Raw genomic sequence first — 13800 nt, 5'->3', positions numbered from 1 at the left:
CGGTGGCGTTGGCGGCGCCGGGAAGCGGTCCGACGACGGGGTGTTCGTCGGGGGTATCCCTGCGCTACGGCGGGGGGGGTTATCCCTGTGCTACGGCGGGGGCGAACCGCTGCGGGTCCAGCGGCGTGATGTCGTGCTCCGTGCTGCCGTCCAGGGCGAGATCGGCGGCGATCTGGCCGAAGACCGGTGCGAGTTTGAACCCGTGCCCGGAGAAGCCGGTCAGCACGGTGGCGTTGGCGGCGCCGGGAAGCGGTCCGACGACGGGGTGTTCGTCGGGGGTGAACCCTTCCGCGTACGTGCTGATGCGGACGGGGTCGGGTGCCAGTCCCGGCAGCAGTCGCCGGACGGCGGCGGAGGCCGCGCGGGCGAGGTCGGGCGCGGCGCTGCGCGGCAGCGCGGCGGGGTCGTCGAGTTCGGGCCAGCCGAGGTGGTGCGGCACGATCTTGACGGCCACGCCGTCGAGGACCGGGAAGCAGGAGAAGCCCGCCTCCGGGTGGCGGCGGATGGCGATGGGCAGGCGGTCGGGCTGGTGGGCGGCCACGTCGCGGGCGGCGAACCAGCATGCCGTGATCAGCCGCGCTCGCACGGGGATGCGGCTCGTGGGCGTCAGGTGCGGCGACCACGGTCCGGGGGTGAGCACGAGGTGGTCGGCCTCGTGGGTCTGCCCCTCGGCCGTGATCCGCCAGCCGGTCGCCGTCTCGGCGCACTCGTCCACGCGGTGGTAGGGCAGGACGCGCGCGCCGTGCCGTTCGGCCGCGTCCAGCGCGCCCTGGACCGAGGGTTCAGGACGCAGCACGCCCGCGTCGGGGTCGCGGAAGGCGATCTCGCCGGGGTCGAGCCGGTGTTGCGGGTACCGCTCGGCGGCGGACGCCGCGTCGAGGACCTCGTGCGGAAGCCCGGCTTCCTCCGCACAGCGCAGCACCGCCGACACGTCGGGTTCGTCGGGCGAGCCGATGGTCAGGCCGCCGCACATGGTCAGCAGCGAACGGCCGCAGTCCGCCTCCAGCGCTCGCCACAGGCGGTGGGAGCGGCGCAGCAGCGGGACGTAGGAGGCGCCCTCCTTGTAGACGGTGCGGAAGATGCGGGACTCGCCGGCCGAGGCTCCCCGGTCGTGTCCGCGCCCGTAAGCGTCGAACGCGAGGACGTGCGCGCCCCGGGTGGCCAGCTGCCAGGCCGCCATGGCGCCGATGACGCCGGTTCCGACGATCGCCACACGGGGCGCGGAAGCCGTCATGAGCAAGCTCCTTACGGAGGAACGCGTGAACACGCGGTACGGGTGGACAGGTCAGTCACCGCTGACGGACTGCTCGATGTAGAACTCCATGAGGCCCGGCCGCAGCAGGTAGGCCGCCGCCTCGGCGAGTTCTCCGTTCTCCAGCCAGGTGAGCCTGCGTTGGCGCAGCACGGGGATGCCGGGGTCGCAGGCGAGCAGCCCGGCGTCCCGCTCGTCGAGCAGTACGGGGTCGAGGTACATCCGCGAGGTCGCCACGGGCACGCGATGTGCGCGGAAGTACGAGAGAAGGGTCAGGTGGGCCAGGTCCTCGTCGAGCAGGTGCGGGGCCAGCGCGAAGGGGACGGTGGTGTACTCCAGGGCGAGGGGGGTCTCTTCGAGGTCGAACTTGCGGCGTACCAGGTGGTTGACCGGTGTGTCGTCCTCCAGCCCTTCCACCGCGGGGGTCACCTCCGCCGCGCGGACGACGGCGGCGCTGCGCACTTCGTGCCGTCCCGGGATCTCCGGGCCGGTCAGCCGGGGGTTCACGAACCGGAGCAGGTTCTCCTTGCGGGCGCTGCCCGCCACGAAGGTGCCGCGGCGGCGATGCCGTTCGACGAGCCCTGCCTGGGCCATCTCGTGCAGGACCCGCTGCGCGGTGGCGCGGCCGATCCCGTACTGCTCCTGCAACTCGGCCTCGGTGGGGAGCCGCGAGCCGGGAGGCAGTTCGCCGGACCTGATGCGGGCTTCCCACTCGCTGCGGATCCGGAGGTACAACGGTGCTGACATGAATGGACCGTAGTAGTGGCTCAAATGACCGGTCAATACCTCGGACACGGGTATCGGGAACGGTGGCTGCGCCCTCACCACTCATCCCCGAGGACCGGGTGGCGGCCAACTGCCACGTGGGGCAAAGTGTTCGCCCACTGTCGCCACTAGGGGGGTCACGTGAGTGAAGCGTCGTTCAAGCCCGGCAACACGCCGCACAGCGCCCGCATCTACGACTACTTCCTCGGCGGGAAGACGAACTACCGCGTGGACCGGAAGGCCGCAGCCGCCACCCTGGCGGCGCTGCCTGATGTCATGACCGCGGCCCGCCAGAACCGGGAGTTCATGCAGCGCTCGGTGCGCTATCTGGCCCGCGAGCGGGGCATGCGGCAGTTCCTCGACATCGGCACCGGCATCCCCACCGCCCCCAACCTGCACCAGGTGGCCCAGCAGGAACAGCCCACCGCCCGCGTCGTCTACTCCGACAACGACCCCATCGTGCTCGCCCACGCCCGCGCCCTGATGACCAGCACCCCCGAGGGAGCGACGGACTACATCGAAGCGGACGTCCGCGACCCCGAGGTGATTCTCGAACACGCCGGCAAGACGCTCGACTTCGCCCAGCCCGTCACCGTGTCGCTCGTCGCCCTGCTGCACTTCGTCCCGGACACCGACGATCCGCCCGCCCTGGTCAGCCGCCTCCTGCGGGATCTCGCGCCGGGCAGCGCCCTCGTCCTCTCCCACGGCACCGACGATCTGGAGATCAAGGACGAGACGGGGTCGGTGCACGACGTGGAGCGGGTCTACCGCGACCGCGGCATCTTCTTGACCGTACGCCCGCGGGAGTCCGTCGCGGGGTTCTTCCGGGGCCTGGATCTGGTCGAGCCGGGGATCGTCGCGAGCTGCGACTGGCATCCCGAGATCACCGCGCCCGACGAGCCTCCCGCCCTCCCCGGCGCCGTCAGCGCGGCGGAGACGTCCGTCTGGGCGGGCGTGGGGATCAAGCCGTAGCGCACGCGGGCACGGGCGGGACGGGGGCGCCGTCCCACCTTCCCCGGGGGCGGCCGGAAGAGCAGCACCGTCCGGCCTGCCGCGGAGGCGGGCAGGACGGGGCGGAGCGGGGCGCCTGTCAGCCCAAGTCGGCGAGGAGCCGTTCGCGGATGCCGTCGAAGTGGGTGCGCATCGCGCGCTCGGCGCGCCGGCCGTCCCCGGCCGCGACGGCGTCCACGATCTCCCGGTGGTGGGCGCAGGTGGTGAGGGGGTCCTGATGGCCTCCGTCGAAGTCGCCGCGCACCTTTTCCATGGCAGCCCAGAAGGCGTCGAGCACTTCGCTCAGCAAGTGGTTGTCGAGCGACCTGTACAGGGCCAGGTGGAAGGCGCGGTCGGTGGCCCTGGCGATGCCGCCCTCGTCGCGCGCCTCGCGCTCCATGGCGGCGACGATCCCTCGCAGTACCTCCACGTCCTCGGCGGGCACGGAGGCGGCCACGCCGACGATGAGACCGGCCTCCAGCGCTTCGCGTACCCGCATCAGTTCGTACAGACCCGCCTCACCGTGGCGGTGGCGTACCGCCGCGCGGAAGGCGAGCCCCTCGGCGAAGGGCGCCATGGACAGCGAGCCCACGACCGTGCCCGAGCCGCGCCGGATCTCGACCACGCGCAGGGCCTGCAGGGCCTTGAGCGCCTCGCGCACCGAGACCCTGCTGACGTCGAAGAGCTCCACGAGCTCGGTCTCCGTGGGCATCGGTGAGCCCGGCCCCAGACCGCGGTCCAGGATCAGCTGCCGAATCCGCGCCTGCAGATCCTCAGACACCGTGGTGCGTGGCACGCGTGCGTTCCTTTCTCAGGTGACCCGTCTGCGGTGACCCGTTCTTGGACGTCCCGCTGTGGATTGTGACCCATTACCTCTTGATGGCAGGTGTCGGGGCCACCTAGAGTACAGACATAAGACGTCTTACATCCTATGTTCGTGGGTGGCCTGTCGAGCAACCGGCCGCCCGCTTCAGCGACTTGTGGAGTACCACCATGCCTGTGACCGCGCCCCTGAGCGGGATCGTCCCGCCCGTGTGCACCCCGCTCGACACCGCGGGAGAGGTCGACACCGCGTCCCTCTCCCGACTGGTCGAGCACCTGCTGGGCGGCGGAGTGCACGGGCTCTTCGCCCTCGGCTCGACCAGCGAGGTCGCCTACCTCACCGACAGCCAGCGCGGCACCGCGCTCAAGACCGTGGTGGACACCGTGGGCGGCCGGGTACCGGTGCTGGCCGGCGTCATCGACACCACGACCCACAGGGTGCTCGACCACGCCCGCGAAGCGGAGAAGCTCGGCGCGGACGGTCTCGTGGCGACCGCGCCCTTCTACACCCGTACGCACCCGCGCGAGATCGCCGGACACTTCCGGCGCGTCCGCGAGCGCGTCGATCTGCCGCTGTTCGCCTACGACCTGCCCGTCTCGGTGCACACCAAGCTCTCCCCCGCACTGGTGCGCGAGCTCGCGACCGACGGCACCCTGGCGGGACTCAAGGACAGCAGCGGCGACGAGGGATCGCTGCGCCGCCTGCTGGTGGAGCTCGGCGGCCGGGAGGGGCGCGCCACCGGGTGCGCCCCCGGTTTCTCCGTGCTCACCGGCTCCGAACTGACCGTGGACGCGGCCCTGCTGGCCGGCGCCGACGGCGTGGTCCCCGGTCTCGGCAACGTGGACCCGGCCGGCTACGTGCGCCTGTGGGAGGCGGCAAGGTCGGGCGACTGGCTGCTGGCGGCCAAGGAGCAGGAGCGGCTCACCTCCCTGTTCGCCCTGGTGGACGCGGGCCCCGAGGCTCAGATGGGCCGCAGCTCCGCCGCGCTCGGCGCCTTCAAGGCCGCCCTGCGGCTGCTGGGCGTCATCGAGTGCGGCGACACCGCCTTCCCCCAGATCCAGTTGGACGCCATGGCGACCGCCGAGGTCGGCGCGCGGCTGCGCGACGCCGGTCTGACCACCGCCCGATGACCACGCCGCGCGCCTGCCGGCCCGCCTCCCGCGCCTCGCGGGAGGCGGCGGTGATCGGCCTCGACCTGGGCGGCACCAAGATCGCCGCAGCGCTCGTCGGTCCCGACGGCGCGGTACTGCGGCGCCACCACCGGCCGACCCCGGCCCGCGAGGGGGCCGAGGCCGTTCTCGACGCGCTGGCCGCCGCCGCGCGGGAGGTCGACGACGGCGCGGCGGCGATCGGCGTCGCCGCCGCCGGCGTGATCGATCCGCGCACCGGCACCGTCACCAGCGCCACCGACTCCCTGACCGGATGGGCCGGTACGGCGCTGGCGGCAGGTCTCGGCGCCCGCACCGGGCTGCCGGTCGCCTGCGACAACGACGTGCGCACCACCGCCGCCACCGAGCTGCCCGCCGCCGGCGACCCGCGGGACTCCTTCCTCTACGCCGCTGTCGGCACCGGCATCGGCGGCGCGGTGGCCGTGGACGGCCGGATGCTGCACGGCAGCGCGGGCATCGCCGGGCACCTGGGCCACCTGCCGAGCCCGGAGGCCGCCGGTCTGCCGTGCACCTGCGGCGGCACAGGGCATCTCGAAGTGATCGCCTCCGGGCCCGCCATGACCGCGCTGTACGAGCGGCTGAGCGGTCGCCGCGCCGACCGTCTGGAGACGGTGGCCGCGCACGCCTCGGCGGGCGACGCCGCCGCGGAGCGTGCCATCGCCACCGGGGCCCGCGCCACCGGCCGGGCACTGGGCGGGCTCGCCAACGTCCTGGGCCCGCACCGGGTCGTCGTCGGCGGCGGCGTCCCGCACATCGGCGCCCGCTACTGGTCCGCGCTCTCCGACGCCTTCCGCGCGGAGTTGATGCCGCCGCTGCGCGAGCTGCGTCCCGTGCGCCCCCGCTTCGGCCCCGACGCGGCCGTCCTCGGCGCCGCGCTGCTCACCCGTACCGTCACCCTCCACCACCCGGGAGAAACACGATGACCTCGTCCGTCGCAGACGCCGTCAAGGGCCGGCTGATCGTCTCCTGCCAGGCACCGCCCGGCGATCCGATGCGGGAGACCGGCACCCTCGTGCGGCTCGCCCGCTCCGCGGCGGCCGGCGGGGCCGCGGGTATCAGGGTCAACGAGCCCGAGGTGGTCGCAGCCGTCACCGCCGCCGTCCAACTGCCCGTGATCGGCCTGTGGAAGGACGGCGACACCGGCGTCTACATCACGCCGACGGTGCGCCACGCCCTCGTCGTCGCGGACGCCGGGGCCCACGTGGTCGCCGCCGACGCCACCGCGAGGCCCCGCCCCGACGGCAGCACGTTCGCGGACCTCGTCACGGCAGTGCACCAGGCCGGTGCCCTGGTCATGGCCGACGTCTCGACCTTCGAGGAGGGCGTCACCGCGGCCCGCGAGGGCGCCGACCTGGTCTCCTCCACCCTGTCCGGCTACGTGCCGGGGACACCGCGAGGGGCAGGGCCCGACCTGCGGCTGGTCGCCACCCTCGCCGAAGCACTCGACGTGCCCGTCGTCGCCGAGGGCCGGATCAACACCCCCGACGAGGCGGCCGAGGCCCTGGCCCTGGGCGCTCACAGCGTCGTCGTCGGCACCGCCATCACCGCACCCACAGCGCTGACGGGCCGCTTCGTGGAGCGCCTCGCCCGCCCCTGACACAGCCGCGCCGCAAGGCGCTCGTTCCCGACGGCGCTCGACGACGAGTCCGTCCGGCATCCTGGAGTCACCGTGCACCACACCGCCCCCTCCCAGCCGCCCTGGTACCGCCAGGTGGGCCGCAGCCAGTGGAAGGCGTTCTTCGCCGCCTGGATCGGTTACCTCCTCGACGGCTTCGACTTCGTCCTGATCACGCTCGTACTGACCGAGATCAGCGACGACTTCGGCCTCGACACCGTCCAGGCGGCCAGCCTCGTCTCCGCCGCGTTCATCACCCGCTGGCTCGGCGGCGCCCTGCTGGGCGCCCTCGGCGACCGCTTCGGGCGGAAGCTGTCGATGGTGGTCAGCATCCTGCTGTACTCGCTGGGCACCTTCGCCTGCGGGTTCGCCTGGGACTACACCAGCCTGTTCGTCGCCCGGCTCGCCATCGGCATGGGCATGGCCGGCGAGTACTCCGCCAGCGCCACCTACGTCATGGAGAGCTGGCCGGTGCGGATGCGCAACCGGGCCAGCGGCTTCCTGATCTCCGGTTACTCGGTGGGCACCGTCCTGGCCGCGGAGGTCTACAAGTGGGTGGTGCCCACGCTGGGCTGGCGCTGGATGTTCTACGTGGGGCTGATCCCCATCGTCATCGCGCTGTGGATGCGGCGTGCCCTGCCGGAGGCCGCGGACTGGGAGGCGGAGGTCGGCGAGCAGGAGGAGCGGCCCAACCCGTTCCGCCCGCTGTTCGCCACCCGGGCCAGGGGGACGGCCAACGTGGTACTGGCCGTGGCGGCCACCGTCTCGCTCTTCGCCGTCTTCACGCCGCTGGGCGAGGGCCTGGTGCCTGTGCTGTCGGTGATCGCCGGACTCGCCCTGGTGGCCTTCGCCGTGCAACTGGGCGGCCGGCGCGGCTGGCTGCTCTACGTGTCGATGATCGTCACGATCTTCTTCGCCTTCCTGTACTCCTGGCCCATCCAGGCGCTGCTTCCGACCTACCTGAAGTCGGACCTGGGCTACAGCCCCGGCCAGGTCACCGAGGCGCTGTACTACGCGGGCTTCGGCACGATGGCCGGCTGCTGGCTGGCCGGTTTCGTGGGCGACTGGATCGGCACCAAGAAGGCCTACGCGTTCACCCTGGTGGCCTCGCTGGTCTTCGTCTTCCCCGTCTTCGCGGTCGAGGACAACCTGCTGCTGCTCGGCGTCCTGCTGTTCTTCCTGCAGGCCACCAGCTTCGGCATCTCGGGGCTGCTGCCCCGCTACATCGGCGGCCACTTCCCCACCCGCAGCCGGGCCGCCGCGCTGGGCTTCACCTACAACGTGGGGGCGCTCGGCGGCGCCGTGGCCCCCGTGCTGGGGGCCAACCTCGCCTCCGGGATGGACCTCGGCCAGTCCCTGGCCCTCCTCACCTTCGCCGGGACGATGATCGTGGTCCTGCTCGTCGGCTTCGACGTGCCGGGCCGCCTCGGCAGGCTGCTCGACCCGGACGGGCCCGCCGACCACCTCGTCGACGACAATCCCGCGCGCAGCGAGCAGGCGCGGCCCCCGTCCGTGCGCACCGGCGCCTGACGCTGCTCTCCGGAACGCCCAGAGTGAGCCCTCGGCACGTGCCCCGCGCGGGCGCGTGGCGGGGGCTCACCCGCGCGGGGCCGACAATGGCGGGGTGATGGAGGACGACGACCCGTATCTGTGGCTCGAAGAGATCGAAGGCGACGCGGCGCTCACCTGGGTGCGCGAGCGGAACGCCGAGACCGTGGCGGAGCTGACCGCCGACCCGGGGTTCGAGGCGTTGCGCCGGGAGGTGCGGGAGGTCCTCGGCGACTCCGCGCGCATCCCGTACGTGGTGCGACGCGGCACCCACCTGTACAACTTCTGGCGCGACACCACCCACCTGCGCGGGTTGTGGCGGCGCACCACCCTGGAGGAGTACCGCACGTCCGACCCCCGCTGGGAGACGGTGCTGGACGTGGACGCGCTGGCCGACGAGGAGGGCGTGCCCTGGACGTGGGCGGGCGCCTCCGTGCTGCGCCCGGAGCACAGGCGCGCGCTGGTGCGGCTGTCCAGGGACGGCGCGGACGCGACCGTCGTGCGGGAGTACGACATGGACAGGGGCGCGTTCGTGGAGGACGGGTTCCGGCTGCCCGAGGCCAAGAACTCCGTCAGCTGGATCGACGAGGACCACCTCTTCGTCGGCACCGACGCGGGGCCTGGCGACCTCACGGCCTCCGGCTACCCGCGCACGGTGCGGCGCTGGCGCCGCGGCACTCCGCTCGAGGCGGCTCCGGTCGTCTTCGAGGGGAGCCACGAGGACGTGTCCGTGCGCGCCTGGCACGACCCCACGCCCGGCTTCGAGCGCGATCTGGCCGTGCGGAGCCGCGACTTCTGGCACAGTGAGCGCTTCCTCCTCAGCCCGGACGGCACCGCGGTGCGCATCGAGGCGCCGGACGACGCCCTGGTCGGCGTGCGCCGGCAGTGGCTGCTGGTCACGTTGCGCTCGCCGTGGCTGGAGCGGCCCGCCGGGGCGCTGCTGGCGTTCGACTTCGAGGCCTTCGTGCAAGGCGAGCGCTCCCACGAGGTGCTGTTCACGCCCGACGAGCGCACCGTCCTGGAGGGATACGCCACCACCCGCGACCACCTCGTCCTGGAGACGCTGACGGATGTCTCCTCCCGCCTGCACCTGCTGACTCCGTCAGGTTCGGGCGGCTGGTCGCGCCGTCCGCTGGGCGAGGTGCCCGCGCTGTCGGCGGCCGGAGTGACGGCGACCTCGCCCGCCGAGGACGGTGAGAACGCGGAGGAGGTCTACTTCTCGGTCTCCGGATTCCTCCAGGCCGCCACCCTGTGCCGCACCGTGGCGGGCGAGGGGGACGTGGAGACGCTCAAGCGGGCGCCGTCGCGCTTCTCCACCGAGGGGCTGCTGGTGCGGCAGCACTTCGCCGTCTCGGCGGACGGGACCAGGGTCCCGTACTTCGTGGTCGGGCAGGAGGGGCAGGAAGGCGCCGCGCCCGCCCTGCTGTACGGATACGGCGGCTTCGAGGTCTCTCTGACGCCCTTCCACTCGGCCGTGACCGGCCGGGCGTGGCTGGAGCGCGGCGGCACCTACGTGATCGCCAACATCCGCGGTGGCGGCGAGTACGGCCCCGACTGGCACCAGGCCGCCCTCGGCGCCGACCGCGACCGGGCGTTCGACGACTTCGCGGCAGTGGCCCGCGACCTGGTCCTGCGGGGTGTCACCACGCCCGGCCGGCTCGGCATCTGCGGCGGCAGCAACGGCGGGCTGCTGACAGGGGTCATGCTCACCCGCCACCCCGACCTGTTCGGCGCGGTCGTCGCCGAGGTGCCGCTGCTGGACATGCTGCGCTTCCACCGGCTCCTGGCCGGGGCGTCCTGGGTCGCCGAATACGGCGACCCGGAGGACCCCCGCGACCGCACCCACCTGCTGCGCTGGTCGCCGTACCACAACCTGCGCCCCGGGGCGGGCCAGGAGGCCGGTGGCGCCTGCCCGCCGCTGCTGCTGACCACCTCCACCCGCGACGACCGCGTCCATCCGGGCCACGCCCGCAAGATGGCCGCGCGGATGCGGGAACTCGGGCTGCCCGTCCACTACTACGAGAACACCGGCGGGGGTCACGCGGGGGCAGCCGACCACGAGCAGGCCGCCTACGTCGAGGCCGTGGTGCACACCTTCCTGTGGCGGAACCTGAGCGACGACGGCCGGGTCCCGGCGAAGGGCGGGACGAAGCCGGCAAAGCCGCGCTGACGCGCCGGGGAAGTCGGGCGGGACCGCCGGCTACGGCGTCGCGGCCCGGTACAGAGCGTCGGTCACCGCGTCCAGGAAGGAGGCGACCGCGTCGGCGGTGAAGGGCAGTTCGGGGTTCCAGGGCAGTACCTGGGCGCGGTGGCTCATCCGCTGCCAGGCGGTGACCTCCGACAGCCGCGGGTCGGGGGTGGCGTTCCCCCGGACGTCGCGCAGGATGACGTCCGGCTCCAGACCGGCCAGTTCCTCCCAGCCGTACGTCGCCCAACTGGCGCCCGCGGCGGGCAGGTCGAGCACGTGCACGCCCGCCTGAGTGAGCTCTCCCAGCAGCGGCCAGCCGGCGGGGCGGGCCACGTGCGCCTGGTCGGGGCCTGCGGGCGAGAGCGCCAGCACCCTGACGCCTCGGGCCGTCCGCGCCGCGGCGCCGAGCCGCCCCAGGCCGGCGTCCGGCTCCTGGCGGCCCGTCCCGCTCGCGGTGGTGTTCGGATGTGCCGGGTCCAGGGCGCGGGCCAGTTCGGCGAAGCGGCGCCGTACGTCCGCGAGGCGCGCCCCCGGGCCGACGTGGAGCGCGGCCAGGGGCAGGGCGGGCTCCAGCGCCTTGCGCAGGTCGGGACCGATGCCGTAGAGCCGGTCGCCGTCGTAGGTGACGGTGACCAGCAGTTCCGGCTCGGTCCGCGCGATGTCCTGCGCGGTCAGTCCCTCTCCGGCGCCCAGGTAGGCGACGTCCTGGAGGCCGGGTATCTCCCGTTCGACGGGTCCTGGCCCCGCCGCCTCGTGCGGTGAGCCGAAGACCGCGGCGGTGGGCACCCCGTGCTCGGCCAGCACGGCCGCCGCCTGCACGTAGGCGACGAGGCGCCGGGGCGTGTGCGCTGCCGTCACCTCCTGCCCCCGGTCGTCGCGGAAGGTCCACAGATCGCTTGCGACCACAGTGCCTCGCTTCCTTGGGAGTTGGCTTCGGGGCCCGGGAGGTGGGAGGCGTGGACGGCCGCTTCGTCGTGCCGGGTTGCCGTCCGGCGCGGAGCGGCGCCCTTCTCCCCTCGGGCCCGCGGACCCGAGGGCGGCGTCCCGCACCCCGGGCGTACGACTTAGGCGAGCCTAACTTCCTCGTGCCCGGGTGTCACTGCCTCGGCCAGATGCGTACGCATGCTGCGGGCGGGACGGCCGGTGACGCGTGTGACGGTGTCGGTGGTGCGGTCTTCGGCGCCCTCTTCCGCGGCTTCGGGGACCGCACCGGCCTGATCCACGCGCTCTGCGAGATCCGGCTCGCGCCGGTACGCCAGGCCGTCGCCGAAGGGCCGCGCCCGCTCGGGCCCGCCACCCCGCCCCGGGAGCGGACCCTCGCCCTGCTCGACGCCCTCCGGTGCTTCAAGCTCGACCACCGGCACCTGTCGCCGGCGCTGGAGGAGGCCGCATCCGACAGCCCCTACGGCGCGGGGCACTACGACTGGTGGCACGCGTCACTCAGCGGCGAACTGGAGCAGCTCCCCGGCTTCACGGGAAGCGACTTCGCCGCGCACGCGCTGCTCTCGGCGGACCGCGCCGACCTCGTCGACCACCTGACCGACCGGCGGGAGCTGTCCCGCGCGCACCCGCGTACACAGCTGGCCGGCTTCACCGGCCGTGTACTGGGCGGCCGGGCACCGGGCGAGACGGCGGCGGAGGCCGGGTCATCCAGCGGCGCCGGACCCCACTGACGGCAGGTAGCGGGGCGCGCGCCAGGCGTCCAGCCTGCGCTCCACCGAGGCCCCCAGCGACAGGAGCTTCGCGTCCTGGTGGTCACCGGCCATCAGGAGCAGGCCCACGGGCAGTTCGCCCACGGACCCCGCGGGCACCGACAGCGACGGGTATCCGGCGACGGCCGCGGGCGTGGAGGACGGGATCACGTCGTTGTCGCCCCGCGCGCAGTCGGTCGTCCAGGCGGGCGGGTTCGTCGGGGAGGCGAGGGCGTCCAGGTGGTGGGCGGCCATCGTCTCGTCGATGGAGCGCCGGGAGAGGTCCTTCAGCTCGGCCCGCATCGCCCGGTACTCCGGGTCGGTGGTGGGCGGTGCGTCCAGGGCCTGTTCGAACAGCTCCTGCCCCGCGAAACAGGTGCGCTCCGCCGGGTGGGTGCGGTTGAACTCGATCAGCGCGGCGAGGTCGCGAGGCCCGTTCCGGGTGGCGAGGTAGGCGTTGATGTCCCGGTGGAACTCGCTGAGCAGCGCGGGGAATTCGAGCTCGGCCAGTCGCTCCTGGTAGGGCGGGGTCACCTCGATGACCTCGGCTCCGGCGGCGCGCAGCTTCTTCGCCGTGCGGCTCATCACGGCGTCCACGTCGGGGCCGAGCGACGGCAGCCGCCACAGGCCGATCCGCTTGCCGCGCAGCGCGCCGGGGCGCGTCAGCTCCCGCGCCGACCGGCCCCCGGAGGCGCCGGCCGACGCGCGTCCCCGGCCGGTGTCCTCGTCGCCGCTGAGGCCGGTGTCCTCGTCGCCGGTGAGGACCGACAGGGTGAGCGCCGTGTCGGTCACGTTGCGGGCCATGGGACCCGCGGTGTCCTGCTCGGCGGAGATCGGCACCACGCCGGACCCGCTGACCAGCCCGAGGCTGGGCTTGTGGCCGACGACGCCGTTCATCCCGGCCGGGCAGACGATGGAACCGTCCGTCTCGGTGCCGATCGCCACCTGGGAGAGCGACGCGGCGAGCGCGGCGGCCGATCCCGAGGAGGACCCGCACGGGTTCCGGTCCAGCACGTACGGGTTGTGGGTCTGGCCGCCGACCGCCGACCACCCCGAGGTCGGTTTCGCGGCCCGGAAGTTCGCCCATTCCGACAGGTTGGTCTTACCGAGGATCACCGCTCCGGCCTTCCGCAGCCGGGTGACCAGGGCGGCGTCGGTCTTCGGCGGGTGCTTCGCCAGCGCCAGCGATCCCGCGGTGCTCGCCAGGCCGCGGGTGTTCACGTTGTCCTTGAGGAGGACGGGGATACCGTCCAGCGGGCCGCGGGCCCTGCCGTGCCGGTGCCGCGCGTCGCTGGCCGCCGCCTGCCGCAGGGCCGTCGGGTCGGTGCGGAGCACGGCGTTGATCGTGGGGTCGATGCGTTCGATCCGCCGCAGGTAGGCACGGGTCAGAGCGGAAGAGGTCAACGAGCCCTTGGCCATGCGGTGCTGGAGCTCGGGAATGGTCACCGTGTCGAGGTCGAATCCCAGCGCGCCGGCCGCTCGGGACGCTGCGCCGCTCCCGGTGTCGGCCGCCTCCGCACGCGGATTCGACGTATGCGTCAGCAGGGATCCCGCGACCACAGTGGCGACCAGTGCGGCAGCGCTCCTCTTCCCCATGGACGTCAGCTTCCCCATGGACGTCAGCCGACTACACATCCTTCCGGCGCGCAAGAGGGCCCCGGCCACGGCCCGCCGCCCGAAGCCTTGACGGCGAGGGGAACGACGGCCACTCTTACTGGTCGGTAGAACCTGTTCCACCGCCTTTCCACCGCCTTTCCGC

Annotated in this window: 12 protein-coding genes; 7 read left to right on the top strand and 5 right to left on the bottom strand. The window is 73.3% G+C overall.

All coding sequences use genetic code 11. The features are described 5' to 3' along the window. Positions 1-79 precede the first annotated feature (79 nt). Both solA and AB8Z75_RS08660 read right to left on the bottom strand, forming a co-directional pair. Positions 80-1234 (bottom strand): N-methyl-L-tryptophan oxidase, encoded by a 1155-nt coding sequence (gene solA / locus AB8Z75_RS08665; protein WP_369200823.1) that lies wholly within the window; start codon positions 1232-1234, stop codon positions 80-82. A gap of 51 nt (positions 1235-1285) precedes the next feature. Then, entirely contained in the window at positions 1286-1999 is a 714-nt protein-coding gene (locus AB8Z75_RS08660) for a GntR family transcriptional regulator (RefSeq protein WP_369200822.1), read from the bottom strand. A 159-nt stretch (positions 2000-2158) separates the two neighbouring features. Between AB8Z75_RS08660 and AB8Z75_RS08655 the strand changes: the two genes are divergently transcribed. Further along, entirely contained in the window at positions 2159-2989 is an 831-nt protein-coding gene (locus AB8Z75_RS08655; protein ID WP_369200821.1) for an SAM-dependent methyltransferase, read from the top strand. Positions 2990-3107: 118 nt separating this feature from the next. Here the strand turns inward: AB8Z75_RS08655 and AB8Z75_RS08650 are convergent, their stop codons facing one another. Then, positions 3108-3803: a FadR/GntR family transcriptional regulator gene (locus AB8Z75_RS08650; protein ID WP_369200820.1), complete on the bottom strand. Its 696-nt coding sequence runs from the start codon at positions 3801-3803 to the stop codon at positions 3108-3110. A gap of 197 nt (positions 3804-4000) precedes the next feature. On the opposite strand from AB8Z75_RS08650, the gene AB8Z75_RS08645 reads away from it, so the two are divergent. The 5 genes from AB8Z75_RS08645 to AB8Z75_RS08625 all read left to right on the top strand — a co-directional run bounded on the left by AB8Z75_RS08645 (position 4001) and on the right by AB8Z75_RS08625 (position 10332). Beyond that, positions 4001-4960 carry a dihydrodipicolinate synthase family protein gene (locus AB8Z75_RS08645; protein WP_369200819.1) on the top strand — a complete coding sequence of 320 codons (960 nt, stop codon included), beginning with the start codon at positions 4001-4003 and terminating at the stop codon, positions 4958-4960. Then, positions 4957-5922 carry an ROK family protein gene (locus tag AB8Z75_RS08640; protein ID WP_369200818.1) on the top strand — a complete coding sequence of 322 codons (966 nt, stop codon included), beginning with the start codon at positions 4957-4959 and terminating at the stop codon, positions 5920-5922. The genes AB8Z75_RS08645 and AB8Z75_RS08640 overlap by 4 nt, the downstream gene beginning before the upstream one ends. Next, positions 5919-6596 carry an N-acetylmannosamine-6-phosphate 2-epimerase gene (locus AB8Z75_RS08635; RefSeq protein ID WP_369200817.1) on the top strand — a complete coding sequence of 226 codons (678 nt, stop codon included), beginning with the start codon at positions 5919-5921 and terminating at the stop codon, positions 6594-6596. The genes AB8Z75_RS08640 and AB8Z75_RS08635 overlap by 4 nt, the downstream gene beginning before the upstream one ends. 72 nt (positions 6597-6668) lie before the next feature. Beyond that, entirely contained in the window at positions 6669-8144 is a 1476-nt protein-coding gene (locus AB8Z75_RS08630; RefSeq protein ID WP_369200816.1) for a sialate:H+ symport family MFS transporter, read from the top strand. Positions 8145-8241: 97 nt separating this feature from the next. Then, positions 8242-10332, top strand: a complete 2091-nt coding sequence (locus AB8Z75_RS08625) for a prolyl oligopeptidase family protein (RefSeq protein WP_369200825.1) — start codon at positions 8242-8244, stop codon at positions 10330-10332. 30 nt (positions 10333-10362) lie between these two features. Here the strand turns inward: AB8Z75_RS08625 and AB8Z75_RS08620 are convergent, their stop codons facing one another. Further along, a complete protein-coding gene (locus AB8Z75_RS08620) occupies positions 10363-11256 on the bottom strand; it encodes an ABC transporter substrate-binding protein (protein WP_369200815.1) in 894 nt (297 codons plus the stop codon). A 206-nt stretch (positions 11257-11462) separates the two neighbouring features. Between AB8Z75_RS08620 and AB8Z75_RS08615 the strand changes: the two genes are divergently transcribed. Beyond that, positions 11463-12023 (top strand): TetR/AcrR family transcriptional regulator, encoded by a 561-nt coding sequence (locus AB8Z75_RS08615; protein WP_369200814.1) that lies wholly within the window; start codon positions 11463-11465, stop codon positions 12021-12023. On the opposite strand, the gene AB8Z75_RS08610 is transcribed toward AB8Z75_RS08615, so the two are convergent. Further along, complete coding sequence (locus tag AB8Z75_RS08610) at positions 11997-13637, bottom strand: amidase (protein ID WP_369200824.1); 1641 nt, start codon at positions 13635-13637, stop codon at positions 11997-11999. The two genes, AB8Z75_RS08615 and AB8Z75_RS08610, sit on opposite strands and share 27 nt — an antisense overlap. Between the last annotated feature and the right edge of the window lie 163 nt (positions 13638-13800).

It is taken from the genome of Streptomyces sp. PU-14G (genome assembly GCF_041028275.1).
Classification (GTDB): Bacteria; Actinomycetota; Actinomycetes; order Streptomycetales; family Streptomycetaceae; genus Streptomyces.
Note: the sequence above shows the minus strand (reverse complement) of the source record. Positions and strands in the feature narration are given on the sequence as shown.